The organism is Hydrogenophaga sp. FW305-3-2-15-A-LB1, assembly GCF_058787875.1.
The window spans coordinates 22,425-38,827 of record NZ_JBYTAE010000018.1; the positions used below are offsets into that span (position 1 = coordinate 22,425).

Genomic DNA, 16,403 nt, shown 5'->3' on the forward strand with positions numbered 1-16,403 from the left:
CATGCATTCCAGTGTCCACCAGGCCATCGCCACCGTCTGGCGCCTCGAGTCCGCGCGCATCACGGCCAGCGTGGCGCGGGTGGTGCGCGACATCGGCGTGGCCGAGGAGCTCGCGCAGGACGCGCTGGTGGCCGCGCTGGAGCACTGGCCCAGGGACGGCGTGCCCGACAACCCCGCCGCCTGGCTCATGACCACCGCCAAGCGCCGCGCGCTCGACCACCTGCGCCACCGCCAGATGGCCGACGAGAAGCACGACGGCATCGCCGCCGACCTCGAAGCCCTGGGCGCCACGCACGTGCCCGATTTCGTGGACGCGCTGGACGAGGCGCGGCAGGACGACATCGGCGACGACCTGCTGCGCCTGGTCTTCACGGCCTGCCACCCGGTGCTCTCCACCGACGCGCGCGTGGCCCTCACGCTCAAGCTGCTGGGCGGGCTCAGCACGCACGAGATCGCGCGCGCCTTCCTGGTGCCCGAGGCCACCATCGCGCAGCGCATCGTGCGCGCCAAGCGCACCATCAGCGAGGCCGGCGTGCCGTTCGAGGTGCCGCGCGGCGACGCGCTGGGCGAGCGCCTGGCCTCGGTGCTCGAGGTGGTGTACCTGGTGTTCAACGAGGGCTACACGGCCACCAGCGGCGGCGACTGGATGCGCCCCGCGCTGTGCGACGAGGCGCTGCGCCTGGGCCGCATGCTGGCCGGCATCGCGCCGCAACAGCCCGAGGTGCAGGGCCTGCTGGCGCTGATGGAGATCCAGGCCTCGCGCACCGCCGCGCGCACCGACGCCAAGGGCCGCCCGGTGCTGCTGGCCGACCAGGACCGCAGCCGCTGGGACCACCTGCTGATCCGCCGCGGCCTGGCCGCGCTGGACCGCGCCGACCTGATCGGCGCCGAGCCGGGCCCTTACCACCTGCAGGCGGCCATCGCCGCCTGCCACGCGCGCGCCGTGCGTTCCGCCGACACCGACTGGGCCCGCATCGCCGCGCTGTACGGCGAGCTCGCGCGCGTGGCGCCTTCGCCGGTGGTCGAGCTCAACCGCGCGGTGGCCATCTCCATGCACGCCGGGCCGGCCGCCGGCCTGGTGCTGGTGGACGCGCTGTTGAAGAACAAGGCGCTGCGCCAGTACCACTGGCTGCCCAGCGTGCGCGGCGACCTGCTGGCCAAGCTGGGGCGCGACGGCGAGGCGCGCGCCGAGTTCGAGCGCGCGGCCGACCTCGCGGGCAACGAGCGCGAGAAGGAATTCCTGCGCGCGCGCGCGGCCGCGCTGCCGGGAGATCCGGCCGGCGACTAGGCGGGCGAGCCGAGCTGCCGCACCAGCCCCGACAGCAGCCGCGCGACCTCGCGCACCGCCGAGGACGCGGGGCGGCGCCGGGTCACGTCGATGAAGGTGGTCTGCCGGATCGCCGGGTGGGTGATGGGCATGCACTCCAGCAGGCCCCTGGCCAGCTCGTCCTGCACCGCGTGCGCGGGCAGCGTGGCATGCAGGCCGCAGCTCATCACGGCGTCCTTCATCGCGGTGGCCGAACTCACTTCCAGGGCCACGTGCATGGACAGGCGCCGCCGGCCCGCCACTTCCTCGAACAGGGCGCGCAGGCTGTTGGGCCGCATCGGCATCACCAGCGGCAGGCCGGCCAGGGCCGAGAAGCGCACCGAGGCCTTGCCGCTGTGCGGGCCCCCGGGCGCGGCGATCAGGCACAGGGGCGAGGACAGCACGGCGTCCTGGTTTTCGCGCTGCAGGGGGCGGTAGCGGTTGAAGGTGCCCACGTCGATGTGGCCCTCGGCCAGCATCACCTCGATCTGCCCGCTGTAGGCCTCGACCACGCGCAGCTGGATGTCGGGGAACGCCTCGCTCACGCGCGCATAGAGGCGGCCGGTCATGGGGCGCGACATCGACGGCAGCAGGCCCACGTTCACCACCCCGGTGGGCCGCTGCCAGTTGCCTCCGGCTTCCTCCACCAGGGCCGAGGCGTCGGCCAGCAGCGCGTGCGCGCGCGGCAGCACATGGCGACCCAGTTCGGTGAGCACCACGCCCCGGCCGGTGCGGTGCAGCAGGCGCCCACCCAGCGTGGCTTCCAGGCGCGAGAGCTGGCGGCTGAAGGCCGACTGTGCCACGCCGGCGGCCGTGGCCGCGGCCGTGAGGCTGCCGTGTTCGGCGGCCTGGACGAAGTGGCGCAGGTCTTCGATCTGCAAACCTTTGCGATCCGGAATCAGCATGTCTGAAATGCCTCCTATGCGTATTCTGTATTTTGCATCCGCTCCCTAAACTGGCATCGAAACCGACCCATCACAAGGATTTCGAGACATGAGCACCGCCGCCGCCGGGCCCCTGCAGGGGCTGCGAATCCTGGACCTCTCCACCGTGATTGCCGGCCCCTGGGCCTCGACCTTGCTGGCCGACCTGGGCGCCGATGTGCTCAAGGTCGAGATGCCCGGCGTGGGCGACCCGCTGCGCGCCCTGCCGCCCTACAAGGACGGTGTGCCGCTGTGGTGGAAGGCGGCCAACCGCAACAAGCGCGGCATCACGCTGGACCTGCGGCGCGACGAGGGGCGCGAGCTGCTGGGCCGCCTGCTGCCCGAGCACGACGTGCTCGTCGAGAACTTCCGCCCCGGCACGCTGGACAAGTGGGGCATCACCAAGGACTGGTTGCACGGCATCCACCCACGGCTGGTCATCCTGCGCCTGACCGGTTTCGGCCAGACCGGCCCGTACCGCAACCGGCCGGGCTTCGCGCGCGTGTTCGAGGCCATGACGGGTTTCACCAACCTCTGCGGCGAGGCCGACCGCCCGCCCTTGCACCTGGGCTTTCCGATCGCCGATGCGGTGGGGGGCCTGTTTGGCGCCATCGGCATCCTCGCGGCGTTGCACCACCAGCGCCAGGGCGGCGGGGACCGGCCCGGCCAGGAGATCGACTGCTCGATGATGGAGTCGATGTTCCGCGTGCTCGACTTCCTGCCGATCGAGTACGACCAGCTGGGTGTGGTGCGCGGCCGTTCGGGCAACACCAGCCAGTACGCGGCGCCGGGCAATGTGTACCAGACCGCCGACGGGCGTTGGGCCTCGATCGCCGCCTCGACGCAGCGCATCTACGAACGCCTGTGCGCGGCCCTGGGCCGGCCCGATCTGGTGAGCGATCCGAGGTACGCCACCAACCGCGACCGCGTGGCCCACCGGGCCGAGCTCGACCAGGCGCTCGCGGCGGAGATCGCGAAGCACCGCATCGACGAGCTGGGGCGCATGCTGGAGGCCAACGAGGTCGGGTTCAGCCCGATCTGCGACATCGCCGACATCTTCGAAGACGCCCACTTCGCCGCGCGCCAGGCCATCGTCAGCGTGCCCGACGACGAACTCGGCACGGTGCGCATGCAGAGCGTGGTGCCCGCGTTCTCCGAGACGCCGGGCGCGGTGCGCCACGCCGGCCCTTCGCTGGGCCAGCACAACCAGGCCGTGTTCCGTGAACTCGGCCTGACCGACGCCCAGCTGGACGGCCTGCGCGCCGCCGGCGTGATCTGAACCCCAGCAAAAGGAGTGACCATGGACGACCCCATCCGGGCGTATCTGATCGAAGGCAGCGCGGACGCGGTGCAGGCCCGCTTCACCACCTTGACGCCGTCGCAGCTCGACCCGGGCGACGTGGTCGTGCGCATCCACCACGCCAGCGTCAACTACAAGGACGCGCTGGCGGCCACCGGGCGCGGGCGCATCATCCGCCGCTTTCCCTGCGTGGGCGGCATCGATGCCGTGGGCACGGTGGAGTCGTCGCAGAGCCCGCGCTTCCAGCCGGGCGACGCCGTCATCGTGCACAGCCACGGCTTCGGGGTGTCGCAGCACGGCGGCTACGCCACCCGCACCCGCGTGCCGGCCGACTGGGTGAACCCGATCCCACCCGGGCTCAGCGCGCTGGACGCGATCACCATCGGCGTGGCGGGCTACACGGCGGCCCTGGCGGTGGACCTGATGGAGCTCAACGGCCTGGCGCCCGGGCGGGGCCGGGTGCTCGTCAACGGCGCCACCGGCGGTGTGGCCAGCATCGCCATCGACATCCTGGCCCAGCGGGGTTACGAGGTGGTGGCCGTCACCGGCAAGCCCGCGCAGGCGCCTTACCTGAAAGCACTCGGCGCCAGCGAGGTGGTCGCGGCCAGCGACCTGGCGGCCGCCACCCGCCCGCTGGAGAAGGCGCTGTGGGCCGGCGCGGTGGATTCGCTCGGCGGCGAACCCCTGGCCGCGCTCACCCGCACCACGAACAAGGACGGCGTGATCGCCAGCATCGGCAACGCGGCGGGCCAGGAACTGGTGACCACCGTCATGCCCTTCATCCTGCGCGGGGTGCGGCTCATCGGCGTCAACTCCGACAACGAGCCCGCGCTGCGCGAACACGTGTGGCGCCGCCTGGCCAGCGACCTGCGCCCGCGCCACCTGGGCCGCATCGCGCAGGTCAAGCCCTTCGACGACTTGCCCCAGGTGATCAAGGACGTGGTGGAGGGCCGCAACACCGGCCGCACCGTGATCGCCGTGGCCCCCGAGCTGTAGACCCCGACAACCGACGAGGAGACAACATGAAAACCGCGCGCTGGCTTGTTTTGCTGCTGACGCTGACCCTGTTCGCCGGCCTGTCCGGCGCGCAGGGCGGCCGTTACCCGGACCGTCCCGTGAAACTGGTGGTGGGCTTTCCCGCCGGGCAGGCCACCGACATCGTGGCCCGCCTGCTGGCGGACCGGCTGTCGCAGTCCATGGGGCAGCCCTTCGTGGTCGAGAACCGGCCAGGGCAGGGCGGCAGCCTGGGCCTGGCCCACCTGGCCAAGTCGCCGCCGGACGGCTACACCATGGTGCTGGCCGCCACGGCCTCGCTGGTGACCAACCCGCACCTGTACAAGTCGGTCGGCTACGACCCGCTCACCGACTTCGCGCCCAGCGGCGTGGCGATGGAAATCCCGCTCGCGCTGGTGGCCCACCCGTCGGCGCCGTTCAACACCCTGGCCGAACTGGTGGCCTATGCCAAGGCCAACCCCGGCAAGCTGAACTACTCGTCGGTGGGCAACGGCACGCTGTCGCACCTGGCGATGGAGCGCCTCAAGCGCGAGGCCGGCATCACCATGATGCACATCCCCTACCAGGGCAGCGTGCGCTCGATCGCGGACCTCGTGGCCGGCAACGTGATGCTCAGCTTCGACACCCTCACGGTCACGGTGCCGCACATCGAATCCAGGCGGCTCAAGCTGATCGCCGTGGCCTCCGGCAAGCGCGTGCCGCAGCTGCCCGATGCACCCACCCTGATCGAGGCCGGCATGCCGGGCTTCGTCGCGAGCCCCTGGCTGGGGGTGCTGTTCCCCAAGGGCGCGCCGGCGGAGATCGTGATGGCCATGAACGCGGAGATCCGCAAGGCGCTCGACGACCCGGGCATGCAGAAATCCATGTTGACGATCGGTGCCGTGGCGCGGCCCAACAGCCCCGAGGAGTTCGCCCGCCTGCTGCAGGAGGACCACGCGAAGTGGGGCCGCATCGTGCGCGAATCCGGAGCCCGCGTTGACTGAGCCGGCCGGCGGCCCCGGGGTGGCGCTGGGCGAGCGGTTCGGCCTGGCGCGCGAGCTCTCCGGCGACGACCTGGAACAGGCGGTGCGCCTGACCCAGGGCACGCACCCGGTGCACGTGAGCGACGGCGCGGCGACCCATGCGGGCCTGCGCGGCCGCATCTTCCACGGCGCGGTCACCGCCGCGATCATGGCCAGCGCCATCGGCGCGCGCTTCGCCCGCAGCCGCATCGCCCTGCTGGAGCAGCACAACCGCTACCGGCTGCCGGTCTATCCCGGCGACACGCTGCGCGCCACGTGGACGGTGCAGCGCCTGCGCGAAAGCCGGAAGGCGGGGCAGTGGGTGGTGGAGCTGGCGGGTGAGACGGTCAACCAGCAGGGGGCCGTGGTGCTGGAGGCCCATGCCCAGGTGCTGTGGCAAGGCCCGTTGGCGGAGGCTTGAAGCGAGGCATTGTGCGACAGGTTTGGCGCCTGCGTGTGGGTGAAAGCCCCATGGCGTGCGCAAAGGGTGCCGGCCAAACTGGCTGAAAATAACGGCACCGCCATGGAATACGACCCGCCCGATTTCCACACCGAGCCATTTCGCGGTTCCAACCACGCCCCCCTCGACCCCGAGACGGAAGCCGACGTGATCATCGTCGGTGCCGGCCCGGCCGGTCTGGCGGTGGCGGCCTGCCTGGTGCAGCGCGGGCACAGCCCGCTGGTGATCGACCGCGCGCAGGACATCGCCTCGTCCTGGCGCCACCATTACGAGCGCCTGCACCTGCACACCGTCAAGACCCATTCGGCCTTGCCCGGCCGGCCATTCCCCGACGACGCGCCGCGTTACGTGCCGCGCCAGGGGGTGGTGGACTACCTGGTCGCCTACGCGCGCCAGCATGGCATCGAGCCCACGCTGGGACAGAACGTGACGGCGATCGAACCCCGGCAGGGCCCGGGCGCGCCCTGGCAGGTGGCGCTGGCCAATGGGCGCCAGCTGTCGGCCAACCACGTGGTGGTGGCCACCGGCGCCAACCGCCAGCCGCGCGCCCCCCGCCTGCCGGGCGAAGACGTGTTCCAGGGCCGCCTGCTGCACAGCCGCGGCTACCGCAACGCCGCGCCCTTCAAGGGCCAGCGCGTGCTGGTGGTCGGCATGGGCAACACCGGTGCCGAGATCGCGCTGGACCTGGTGGAACACGGCGTGCGCACCGCGCTCTCGGTGCGCTCGCCGGTCAACATCGTGCGGCGCGACGTGCTCGGCCGGCCCGCGCAGCTCTCCAGCCTCATGCTCAGCCAACTGCCGCCGGTGCTGGGCGATGCGCTGGCCGTGCTGCTGCGCAACCTCACCGTGGGCGACCTGCGCCGCCACGGCCTGCCCAGCGCGAGCGTCTCGCCGTTGCGCCAGTTGCGCGAGGAGGGCAAGACGCCGGTGATCGACGTGGGCACGGTGCAGCGCATCAAGACCGGCGACATCCTGGTCTACCCCGGCATCCAGCGCCTCACGTCGGGCGGGGTGCGGTTCACCGACGGCAGCGAACACCCGTTCGACACCGTGCTGCTGGCCACCGGCTACGACGCGGCTCTGGGTGAACTCTTTCCCCGCACCGCCTTGCCGCTGGACGAACGCGGCATCCCCTTGCAACTGAGCGGCGAGGGCGCGCTCGAAGGCCTGCACTTCGTGGGCTTCGACGTGCGCCAGCCCGGCGGCCTGCTGCGCACCATCGCCCTGCAGGCGCCGCGGGTGGCGCAGCGCATCTCGGCGCGGCAGGCGAACGGAGGCCGGCATGCGTGAGGCGCGCACCCACATCGAGATCGGCAAGCAGGAGACCTTCATCGCGACCGAGCCCGTCGAAGGGGGCAGCCTGGAGTGGATGCTGGACATCGGCACCCGCGCGCTGGGCAACGGCCCGTTCAAGCACACGCCGCCCACCGCGCTGGAGATCGAGACCGCGATCGAACACGTGGAAAATGCCGTCATGCCGCTGCTGCGGCAGCTGCCGCGCGGCTCCCAGCTGGTGACGTCGGACGCCGCCGCGCACGAGCTGCGCCGCTTGGTGCACGAGCGCGAGGCCGGTGGCGCGCTGCTCCTGATCGACGACATCGAGCAGGTGTTCAACCAGATCGCGGCGGTCTCGCTCGGCCGGCCCGCCACCTCCTCGGGCCTGCCGCCGCAGCCCGAATTCGCGGCCTACGTGCTCATCCTGCGCGAGACCATGCACCACCTCGGCTTCGCATCGCTGATGCTGCGGGCCCCCAACGACTGAACCCACCCACCGCCATGCCCAACCCCGACACCCTCGAACGTTTCATCGCCCTGGTGGAGCAGAACGCGCACGACCAGGCCATCGAAGACTTCTACGCGCCGCACGCCAGCATGCAGGAAAACCAGGCGCCGCCGCGCGTGGGCCGCGATCAGCTGGTGGCCGGCGAGCGCCAGGTGATGGCGCGCGCGGCGTCCATCAAGTCGCGCTGCGTGCGCCCGGTGCTCGTCCACGGCGACCACGTGGTGATCCGCTGGCGGTTCCGCTTCGTCTGGCGGGACGAGTCGGTCACCGAGATGGAGGAACTGGCCTGGCAGCGCTGGGAGGGCGAACGCATCGTGTCCGAGCAGTTCTTCTACGACCCGGCGCAACGCACGCCGCAACCACCGGCCGGGGTGGCGATATGAGCTCGGACCTCGAACCCAGGGAATTCCTGGTGATCTCGCGCGGCCAGTGGGACGCCGACAAGTCGCCCGAGGAGATCCAGGCCGCGATCGACCGCTTCTACGTGTGGCACGGCGAGCTGGTGGCCCGGGGGGTGATGCGCTCGGGCCAGCGGCTGGCGCGCGACGGCAAACTGGTCACGCGCGAGCGCATCGTCGATGGCCCGTTCGCCGAGGCCAAGGAGGTGGTGGGCGGCTTCTGGTTCGTGCGCGCCACCAGCCTGGAAGAAGCCGCGCGCCTCTCGGCCGACAACCCCTGCCTGGCCTGCGGCCTGCAGTACGAGATCCGGCCGTTCGAGCCGGTGCGCGCCAGCGCGTTCGCGCTGACGAGCGAAACACCGACGCGTTAGTCGTTGGCCTTGAAACCCGTGGCCTTGACCACCTGGGCCCAGCGCGCCGTCTCGCTTGCGATGGTGGCCGCGAAGGCCTCGCCATTCTCCCGCGGCACGTCAAAGCCCTGCGCTTCCAGCCTGGCCTTGTAGTCCGCGTCGGCCTGCGCCTTCACCGTGGCGGCCTGGATCTGGTCCACCACCGCCTTGGGCGTGGCCGACGGGGCCATGAGGCCGAACCACACCGTGGCGCCCAGGTCCGGGTAACCCAGTTCGGCCAGGCTGGGCACCTGGGGCAGGAAGCGGGTGCGCTCGCGCGAGGTGACCGCGATGGCGTGGAGCTTGCCGCTTTGCACGTGCGGCAGCGCGGCCTGCAACTGAGCGAAACCCAGCCGCACCTGGCCGCCGAGCAGGTCGGTGATCTGCGGTGCGCTGCCCTTGTAGGGCACGTGCACCATGTCCAGCTTGAAGCGTTCGTTGAGCTGGAAGCCCAGGAAGTGCGACGGCGTGCCGGGGCTGAACGAGGCGTAGGTGACCTGGCCCGGGTTGGCCGCCACCCACTTCACCAGATCGGGCAGCGTCCTGGCCGGCACGGATGGGTGGGTCACCAGCACCAGCGGGTTCTCCACGCCTTTGGCGATGGGCTTGAAGTCCGACTGCTTCCAGCGCAGGGCCGGGTAGACCGAGGGGTTGATGGTGAACATGGCCTGGGTGCTGATCCACAGCGTGTGCCCGTCGGCGGCCGCGTTGCGGACCTGCTCGGCGCTGAGGTTGCCGTTGGCCCCGCCCTTGTTCTCCACCACGAAGGTGCCGCCGGTCTGTTTCGCCAGCTGGTCGGCCAGCGCCCGGCCGTACACGTCCACCGCGCCGCCGGCCGGTGTGCCCACCACCAGGGTCACCGGTTTGCTCGGCCAGGTCTGCGCGAGGGCCTGGGGCGCGGCCAGGCCGGCCGCGAGGGCGAGCAAGAGGGCGCGCACAGGGGAATGGGGGGATGGCATGGGAGTCTCCTGGATGATGTTCGGGTGCCTTTTCGAATCTATGCCCTCCTGGATTGGTTGATCAATACAACTATGCTCAGGGTATTCACTGGTGGAGTCGATGTGTGATGGGTGAACTCTTTCTCTACCGCCTGACCCGCCTTCAGGCGGCGGCCGTCGCGCCCGTGGGGCGGCTGTGCCAGGCCCGCTATGGCGTGTCGCGCCGAGAGTGGCGGCTGATCGTGGTGCTGGCCCGGCACGGCCCGGTGCTGTCGTCGGAGCTGGCGGACTTGGCGCAACTGGACCGCGCGCGCACCTCGCGCATCGTCACGACCCTGGTCGACCTCGAACTCGCCGCTCGCGAGGTCATTCCCAGCGACCGCCGGCAGGCGAAGGTGTCCCTGACGGACAAGGGCCGCGCGCTGCACGAGGAGTTTCTGCCCGTGGTGGTGGAGCTCAACCGGCAGCTGCTGCTGGCGCTGGAACCGGAGGAGGTCGCGCAACTCGACGGGCTGATGGACCGCCTGGCCGAGCGCGCCAAGGCCAACCTCGCGGCGCTGGACCTGCCCAAGCAGCGGCGCTCGCGCCCCATGCGGCGCTAGCGCTCACCTCCGCTGCGCCCTTTGGCGCGTTTCTGCGTCGGCCAGGCCTGCATGCGGAAGGCCTCGACCAGAAAGTCGATCAGCAGGCGCACCTTGGGCGAGACGAACTTGCGCGAGGGGTAGACCACGTACACGCCCAGCTCGATGGAGCGGAACTCGGGCATCAGCTCGACCAGGGTGCCGGCCTGCAGGTCCGGGCCCACGAGGAAGGAAGGCTGCAGCACGATGCCCTGGTGGCGCAGGGCCGCGAGGCGGCAGGTGTCGCCATTGTTGCAGCGCAGCCGGGGCGAGACCTTCACCGAGACCGGCCCCTGCGGCCCGGTGAAGCTCCAGTGGTCGCCCATGGAGAACAGGCTGTAGGCGGCGACCTGGTGCTGCGCCAGCTCGGCGGGGTGGCGGGGCGTGCCGTGCTGGCGCAGGTAGCCGGGCGAGGCGCACAGCACCAAGCGCGTGCTCGCGATCTGGCGGCTCACCAGGCTGGAGTCGGGCAGGCGCGCGATGCGCACCGCCATGTCGAAACCTTCCTCCACCAGATCGACCACGCGGTCCGACAGCGTCACGTCCAGCGTGAGCTTGGGGTGGCTGGCCATGAAGGCCACCCACAGCGGCGCCAGGTGCAGCAGGCCGAAGGTGAAGGGCGCGTTCACGCGCAGCAGCCCGGTGGCCTCGCCGCTGCGCGAGGTGATCTCGGCCTCGGCCTCGTCCACCGAGGCCAGCACCTCCTTGCAGCGCGTGTGGAACACCTCGCCTTCCGGCGTGAGCGAGAGCCGCCGCGTCGTGCGGTTGAGCAGGCGCACGCCCAGGTGCGACTCCAGCTCCGCCACGTGCCGCGACACCGCCGCCTTGGACATGGGCAGGGCGTCGGACGCCGCGACAAAGCTGCCGGCATCGACCACCGCGGCAAACACCCTCATCGCTTCCAATCGGTCCATTTGTCTCTGAATCAGGAACAGTTTGTCTCATTGAAGCATGTTTATCTCTGGATGTGGAACTTTTAAAGTCCCTCCATCGACCTGTTGAAGGAGCACTTCATGAACCGCCTGCCCACCCTGTTCGTATCCCACGGCGCCCCCACGTTCGCGCTGGAGCCCGGCCTTGCCGGCCCGAAACTGAGCGCACTCGGGCGCACCCTGGCCACGCCCAAGGCGGTGCTGATCGTCTCGCCGCACTGGATGACGCGCGGCGCGCGCGTGGGCCTGAGCGAGCAGCCCGCCACCATCCACGACTTCGGTGGTTTTCCGCAGCCGCTGTACGAGATCGGCTACCCGGCCGCCGGGCATGCCGCGCTGGCCCGCCGCACGCTGGACGCGTTGACGCAGGCTGGCTGGACCGCCCAGGGCGAGGAACACCGGGGCCTGGACCACGGCGCCTGGGTGCCGCTGCGCTACCTGTACCCGGAGGCCGACGTGCCCGTGTTCCAGGTCTCGCTGCCGAATGGGCTGGACGCGGCCGGTGCCTGGGCTTTCGGGCAGGCGCTGGCCCCCTTGCGCGACGAGGGCGTGCTGGTGATCGGCTCCGGCAGCCTGACCCACAACCTTTACGAGTTCCGCAGCGGGCACGGCGATGACGCGGCCTACGCCACCGAGTTCGTGGCCTGGGTGCGCGAGGCCGTGCGCCAGGGCGACAGCCCGCGCGTGCGGCGCACGCTGGACGACGCCCCGCACGCGCAGCGCGCCCACCCGACCACCGAGCATTTCCTGCCCTTGCTCGTGGCGGCGGGCGCGGCGGGCGAGGGCGTGGCCGCCGAGGTGATCGATGGCGGCATCACGCACGGCGTGTTGTCGATGGACAGTTTTGTCTTCGGCGCGCCCGGCGGCTTGCCACACAACTGACACATGGGGCCGATCCAATCGGCCCATGCGAACCGTCGACCTGATCTACTTCAATGCCGGTGGCGGCCACCGCGCTTCCGCCCTGGCGCTGGAGGCCGTGCTGCGCGAACAGCCCACGCCCTGGAACGTGCGGCTCGTCAACCTGTTCGAGGTGCTGGACCCGAAAGCCAAGTTCCAGCAGATGACCGGCAGCGCGCCGGAGGACTGGTACAACCGGCGCCTGGCGCGCGGCTGGACCATCGGCATGGCGCAGGAGCTCAAGCTGCTGCAAGGCCTGATCCGCCTGGCGCACCCCATGCTGCTGCGCCAGCTGCAGCAGCACTGGCTGCGCACCGAGCCGGACCTGGTGGTCTCGCTGGTGCCCAACTTCAACCGCGCCATGCTCGAGAGCCTGGGCGCGTCCTTGCCGGGCGTGCCCTACGCCACCGTGTTGACCGACCTGGCCGATGTGCCGCCGAATTTCTGGATCGAGCGCGACCCGCGCCAGCACATGGTCTGCGGCACGCCGCGCGCGGTGGCGCAGGCGCTCGCCCTGGGCCACGCGCCCGAGCGGGTGCACGCCACCTCCGGCATGATCATCCGGCCCGAGTTCTACCAGCCCATGCGGCTCGACCGCGAGCAGGAGCTGCGCCAGCTCGGGCTCGATCCTTCGCGGCCCACCGGCATCGTGATGTTCGGCGGCCACGGCTCCAAGGCCATGCTGGGCATTGCCGAGCGCCTGGCGGCCAGCACGCAGCTGATCCTGATCTGCGGCCACAACAAGGCCCTGGCCGCGCGCCTGCAGGCGCTGCCGCGCGGCGCGCCGCGCTGCGTGGTGGGCTTCAGCACCGAGGTGCCGCGCTACATGCGCCTGGCCGATTTCTTCATTGGCAAACCCGGGCCGGGCAGCCTGAGCGAGGCGGTGCAGCAGGGGTTGCCCGTGATCGTGGTGGACAACGCCTGGACCATGCCGCAGGAACGCTACAACGCGCACTGGGTGCGCGAGAACGGCCTGGGCCTGGTGCTGCGCAGCTTTCGCGGTATCGACGCGGCGGTGGCGCGGCTGCTGGCCGGCCTGGACGGCCACCGCGCCTGTGTGCGCCGCATGGACAACCGCGCGCTGTTCGAGATCCCGCAGATCCTCGAACGCGTGCTGGACGAGGCGCAGGCCGTGAGAGGGCCGCCGGTTCGCGTGTCCGGCGCGTGACAGGGCTTCTTATTTTTACAAAGCGCCTGCTTGCTGAAAATCAAGCCGGCTGCTATCGTGCCGCGCATGAGCCTGGCCGACACCGATGCACCCCCCGCCGACGAGGCGCCGCGCCGCCCGCGCGGCCGCCCGCGCAAGACCGCCGATGAGCGCGACGACGGCAACCGCCGCCGCGAGCTGATCGCGGGCGCGGCCCGCCTGTTCCGCCAGCAGGGCTTTGCCGCCACCAGCACGCGCGACATCGCGGCCGCCGTGGGCATGCGCTCGGGCTCGCCCTTCTACCACTTCGAAAGCAAGGATGCCCTGCTCGGCGCGGTGATGCTCGAAGGCATGCAGGGCGCGCTGCAGCGCCAGCAGGCCGCACTGGCCTTGCTGCCGCCCGGTGCACCGCCGCGCGAGCGCCTGCGCGTGTTGATGCGCAACCACTTCGAGGTGCTGCTCGGGCCCGACAGCGATTTCATTCCCGTGATGCTGTACGAATGGCGCTCGCTCAACACCGCGCAGCGCGGCGAGGTCAACCAGTTGAAGGACCGCTACGAGGGCGACTGGGTGCCCGAGCTGGAAGCCCTGCACGCGCAGGGCCAGCTCGGTGCCGACCCGGTGCTCGCGCGGCTCATGATCTTCGGCGCGCTCAACTGGTCGGCCCAGTGGTACGTGCCGCCCTCGGGCCGCAGCGCCAAGGCGCGCTCGCGCGTCTCGCTCGACGAACTCACCGAATCGGCCTTGAAACTTTTCCTGAAGGAGCCGGCATGAGCACCACCTCCCATTACCGCTCGGCCTTCGCGCCGGGCCTGCTGCACGGCCGCGTGGTCGTGGTCACCGGCGGCGGCTCGGGCATCGGCCGCTGCACCGCGCACGAGCTCGCCAGCCTGGGCGCGCACGTGGTGCTGATCGGGCGCAACCTCGCCAAGCTGCAGGACACCGCCGGCGAGATCGTGAGCGACGGCGGGCGCGCCAGCTTCCACGCCTGCGACATCCGCCAGGAAGACACGGTGCGCACCGTGGTCACGGCCATCGTGGGCGCGCACGGCCGCATCGACGGCCTGGTGAACAACGCGGGCGGCCAGTACATCACGCCACTGGAGAACATCAGCGCCAAGGGCTGGCAGGCGGTGATCGACACCAACCTCACGGGCGGTTTCCTGTTCGCGCGCGAGTGTTACGTGCAGAGCATGCAGGCGCACGGCGGCGCCATCGTCAACATCGTGGCCGACATGTGGGGCTCCATGCCCGGCATGGGCCACAGCGGCGCGGCGCGCGCGGGCATGGTGAACTTCACCGAAACCGCCGCGCTGGAATGGGCGCGCAGCGGCGTGCGCGTGAACGCCGTGGCGCCGGGCTACATCGCCTCGCACGGCATGGACCACTACCCGCCCGAGGCCGGCCCCATGTTGCGCGAGATGCGCGAGACGGTGCCGGCCGGGCGCTTCGGCAACGAGGCCGAAACCTCGGCCGCCATCGTGTTCCTGCTCAGCCCGGCGGCCAGCTTCATCAGCGGCACGGTGCTGCGCGTGGACGGCGCGCGGCCGCAGGTGCGCATGGGCTGGGGCCAGGTGGCCGCGCCGGCCGAGGCGCAGGGCCGCGACGCCGTCAAGCCCTTCGATGGTTTCCATCGTTACGTGACGCCCAAGGTGTTCCAGGATGTTTGAGTCGTCGTTCAACCCCCAGAGCCCGGTGGCGCAGCAAAGGCGCGAAGCCATGCTGGCGCGCATCGCCCAGTTGCGCGCGCTCGAAGACCGCGCCGCGCTGACCTCGGCCAGGTCCAAGCCCGTGTTCGACAAGCGCGGCCAGCTGCTGCCGCGCGAGCGCGTGGCCCTGCTGCTGGACCCGGGCGCGCCCTACGTGCCGCTGTGCGCGCTGGCCGGTTACCTGCAGGACACGAAGGACCCCGAAAAGTCCGTGCCCGGCGGCGGCATGGTGGCCGGCATGGGTTTCATCGGCGGCGTGCGCTGCATGGTGGTGGCCAGCGATTCGGGCATCGACGCGGGCGCGATCCAGGCGCGCGGGCTGGAGAAGATCCTGCGCGTGCAGGAGATCGCGCTGGAGAACAAGCTGCCCTTCGTGCACCTGGTGGAGAGCGCGGGCGCCAACCTCACCAAGTACAAGGTGGAGGGCTTCGTGCACGGCGGCTCGCTGTTCCGCAACCTCGCGCGCCTCTCGGCGGCGGGCATTCCCGTCATCACCGTGCAGCACGGCTCGGGCACGGCGGGCGGCGCCTACATGCCGGGGCTCTCTGACATCGTGATCATGGTGCGTGGCCGTTCGCGCGCCTTTCTCGCTGGGCCGCCCCTGCTGATGGCGGCCACGGGCGAGGTGGCGACGGAAGAGGAGCTCGGTGGCGCCGAGATGCACACCGGCGTGTCGGGCCTGGGCGAGTACCTGGCCGAGGACGACCGGCAGGCGCTGGGCATCGCGAGGGACCTGCTGCAGCGCATCGGCTGGCAGGGCGTTTCAAGGCCCCAGGCCGCCGAGCCGGTGTTCCACCGCGACGAGTTGCTGGGCCTCATGCCCGCCCACCACCGCGAGCCGGTGGACATGCGCGAGGTCATGGCGCGCATCGTCGACGGCTCCGAGCTGCTCGAATTCAAGCCGCTCTACGGTGCCGCCACGCTGTGCGCGCAGGCGCGCATCGGCGGCCATGCGGTCGGCCTCATCAGCAACAACGGCCCGATCGACGTGGCGGGCGCGAACAAGGCCACGCACTTCATCCAGTGGATGTGCCAGCTCGGCCACCCCCTCATCTACCTGCAGAACACCACCGGCTACATGGTGGGCAAGGACAGCGAGCAGGGCGGCATGATCAAGCACGGCAGCAAGATGATCCAGGCCGTGACCAACGCCACCGTGCCGCAGATCACCATCCAGTGCGGCGCCTCCTTCGGCGCGGGCAACTACGGCATGTGCGGGCGCGGCTATTCGCCGCGTTTTCTGTTCAGCTGGCCGCAGGCGAAAACCGCCGTGATGGGCGGCGAGCAGGCCGCGCGCACCATGCAGATCGTGGCCGAAGCCGGCATGGCCCGAAAAGGCATCACGCCCGACCCGGCGCAGATGCAGGCCCAGTTCGACCAGATCGTGAACGTGTTCGAAAGCCAGGCCGACGCCTTCCACACCAGTGGCCTGGTGCTCGACGACGGCGTGATCGACCCGCGCGACACCCGCGCCGTGCTCGCCTTCTGCCTGGACACCTGCGCCGAGGCCGCCGCGCGCGAACCCCGGCGCATGCAGTTCGGCGTGGCCCGCATGTAGCCACCCCCTTTCCCATTCGAACCAC

At 70.9% G+C, this 16,403-nt stretch carries 18 protein-coding genes; 15 read left to right on the forward strand and 3 right to left on the reverse strand.

All coding sequences use genetic code 11. The annotated features are described in order from the left end of the window. The first annotated feature begins 1 nt into the window (after position 1). Entirely contained in the window at positions 2-1,288 is a 1,287-nt protein-coding gene (locus AC3WPZ_RS07575) for an RNA polymerase sigma factor (RefSeq protein WP_492438965.1), read from the forward strand. Here the strand turns inward: AC3WPZ_RS07575 and AC3WPZ_RS07580 are convergent. Beyond that, a complete protein-coding gene (locus AC3WPZ_RS07580; protein ID WP_492438967.1) occupies positions 1,285-2,211 on the reverse strand; it encodes a LysR substrate-binding domain-containing protein in 927 nt (308 codons plus the stop codon). The two genes, AC3WPZ_RS07575 and AC3WPZ_RS07580, sit on opposite strands and share 4 nt — an antisense overlap. An 88-nt stretch (positions 2,212-2,299) precedes the next feature. Between AC3WPZ_RS07580 and AC3WPZ_RS07585 the strand changes: the two genes are divergently transcribed. From AC3WPZ_RS07585 to AC3WPZ_RS07620, 8 genes are all read left to right on the forward strand, one after another. After that, a complete protein-coding gene (locus tag AC3WPZ_RS07585; protein WP_444687395.1) occupies positions 2,300-3,508 on the forward strand; it encodes a CaiB/BaiF CoA transferase family protein in 1,209 nt (402 codons plus the stop codon). A gap of 21 nt (positions 3,509-3,529) precedes the next feature. Further along, positions 3,530-4,525, forward strand: a complete 996-nt coding sequence (locus AC3WPZ_RS07590) for an acrylyl-CoA reductase family protein (protein WP_492438969.1) — start codon at positions 3,530-3,532, stop codon at positions 4,523-4,525. A gap of 26 nt (positions 4,526-4,551) precedes the next feature. Further along, positions 4,552-5,526 (forward strand): Bug family tripartite tricarboxylate transporter substrate binding protein, encoded by a 975-nt coding sequence (locus AC3WPZ_RS07595; RefSeq protein ID WP_492438971.1) that lies wholly within the window; start codon positions 4,552-4,554, stop codon positions 5,524-5,526. Next, complete coding sequence (locus tag AC3WPZ_RS07600; protein WP_382154323.1) at positions 5,519-5,965, forward strand: MaoC family dehydratase; 447 nt, start codon at positions 5,519-5,521, stop codon at positions 5,963-5,965. The genes AC3WPZ_RS07595 and AC3WPZ_RS07600 overlap by 8 nt, the downstream gene beginning before the upstream one ends. Positions 5,966-6,067: 102 nt before the next feature. Further along, a complete protein-coding gene (locus AC3WPZ_RS07605) occupies positions 6,068-7,294 on the forward strand; it encodes a flavin-containing monooxygenase (RefSeq protein WP_382321883.1) in 1,227 nt (408 codons plus the stop codon). Further along, positions 7,287-7,766: a hypothetical protein gene (locus tag AC3WPZ_RS07610; RefSeq protein WP_382321882.1), complete on the forward strand. Its 480-nt coding sequence runs from the start codon at positions 7,287-7,289 to the stop codon at positions 7,764-7,766. The genes AC3WPZ_RS07605 and AC3WPZ_RS07610 overlap by 8 nt, the downstream gene beginning before the upstream one ends. 14 nt (positions 7,767-7,780) lie before the next feature. Continuing rightward, positions 7,781-8,170, forward strand: coding sequence for a nuclear transport factor 2 family protein (locus AC3WPZ_RS07615; protein ID WP_444687392.1), 390 nt, complete (start codon positions 7,781-7,783; stop codon positions 8,168-8,170). Next, positions 8,167-8,556: a YciI family protein gene (locus tag AC3WPZ_RS07620; protein ID WP_291111225.1), complete on the forward strand. Its 390-nt coding sequence runs from the start codon at positions 8,167-8,169 to the stop codon at positions 8,554-8,556. Before AC3WPZ_RS07615 ends, AC3WPZ_RS07620 begins: the two co-directional genes overlap by 4 nt. Here the strand turns inward: AC3WPZ_RS07620 and AC3WPZ_RS07625 are convergent. Further along, entirely contained in the window at positions 8,553-9,533 is a 981-nt protein-coding gene (locus tag AC3WPZ_RS07625) for a Bug family tripartite tricarboxylate transporter substrate binding protein (protein ID WP_492438973.1), read from the reverse strand. The genes AC3WPZ_RS07620 and AC3WPZ_RS07625 overlap by 4 nt on opposite strands. A 107-nt stretch (positions 9,534-9,640) precedes the next feature. Here AC3WPZ_RS07625 and AC3WPZ_RS07630 point away from each other — a divergent pair, with 107 nt between their 5' ends. Further along, on the forward strand, positions 9,641-10,114 hold the full coding sequence (locus tag AC3WPZ_RS07630; RefSeq protein WP_492438975.1) for a MarR family winged helix-turn-helix transcriptional regulator: 474 nt from the start codon (positions 9,641-9,643) through the stop codon (positions 10,112-10,114). Here the strand turns inward: AC3WPZ_RS07630 and AC3WPZ_RS07635 are convergent. Then, positions 10,111-11,046: a LysR family transcriptional regulator gene (locus AC3WPZ_RS07635; RefSeq protein WP_492438977.1), complete on the reverse strand. Its 936-nt coding sequence runs from the start codon at positions 11,044-11,046 to the stop codon at positions 10,111-10,113. The genes AC3WPZ_RS07630 and AC3WPZ_RS07635 overlap by 4 nt on opposite strands. 99 nt (positions 11,047-11,145) lie before the next feature. Here AC3WPZ_RS07635 and AC3WPZ_RS07640 point away from each other — a divergent pair, with 99 nt between their 5' ends. The 5 genes from AC3WPZ_RS07640 to AC3WPZ_RS07660 all read left to right on the forward strand — a co-directional run bounded on the left by AC3WPZ_RS07640 (position 11,146) and on the right by AC3WPZ_RS07660 (position 16,378). Beyond that, entirely contained in the window at positions 11,146-11,946 is an 801-nt protein-coding gene (locus AC3WPZ_RS07640) for a dioxygenase family protein (RefSeq protein ID WP_492438979.1), read from the forward strand. A 25-nt stretch (positions 11,947-11,971) separates the two neighbouring features. Next, positions 11,972-13,132, forward strand: a complete 1,161-nt coding sequence (locus tag AC3WPZ_RS07645) for a glycosyltransferase (protein ID WP_492438981.1) — start codon at positions 11,972-11,974, stop codon at positions 13,130-13,132. A gap of 66 nt (positions 13,133-13,198) precedes the next feature. Next, a complete protein-coding gene (locus AC3WPZ_RS07650) occupies positions 13,199-13,885 on the forward strand; it encodes a TetR/AcrR family transcriptional regulator (protein WP_291111238.1) in 687 nt (228 codons plus the stop codon). Further along, positions 13,882-14,781 carry an SDR family oxidoreductase gene (locus tag AC3WPZ_RS07655; RefSeq protein WP_492438983.1) on the forward strand — a complete coding sequence of 300 codons (900 nt, stop codon included), beginning with the start codon at positions 13,882-13,884 and terminating at the stop codon, positions 14,779-14,781. The genes AC3WPZ_RS07650 and AC3WPZ_RS07655 overlap by 4 nt, the downstream gene beginning before the upstream one ends. Beyond that, a complete protein-coding gene (locus AC3WPZ_RS07660) occupies positions 14,774-16,378 on the forward strand; it encodes an acyl-CoA carboxylase subunit beta (RefSeq protein WP_492438985.1) in 1,605 nt (534 codons plus the stop codon). The genes AC3WPZ_RS07655 and AC3WPZ_RS07660 overlap by 8 nt, the downstream gene beginning before the upstream one ends. Positions 16,379-16,403 lie beyond the last annotated feature (25 nt).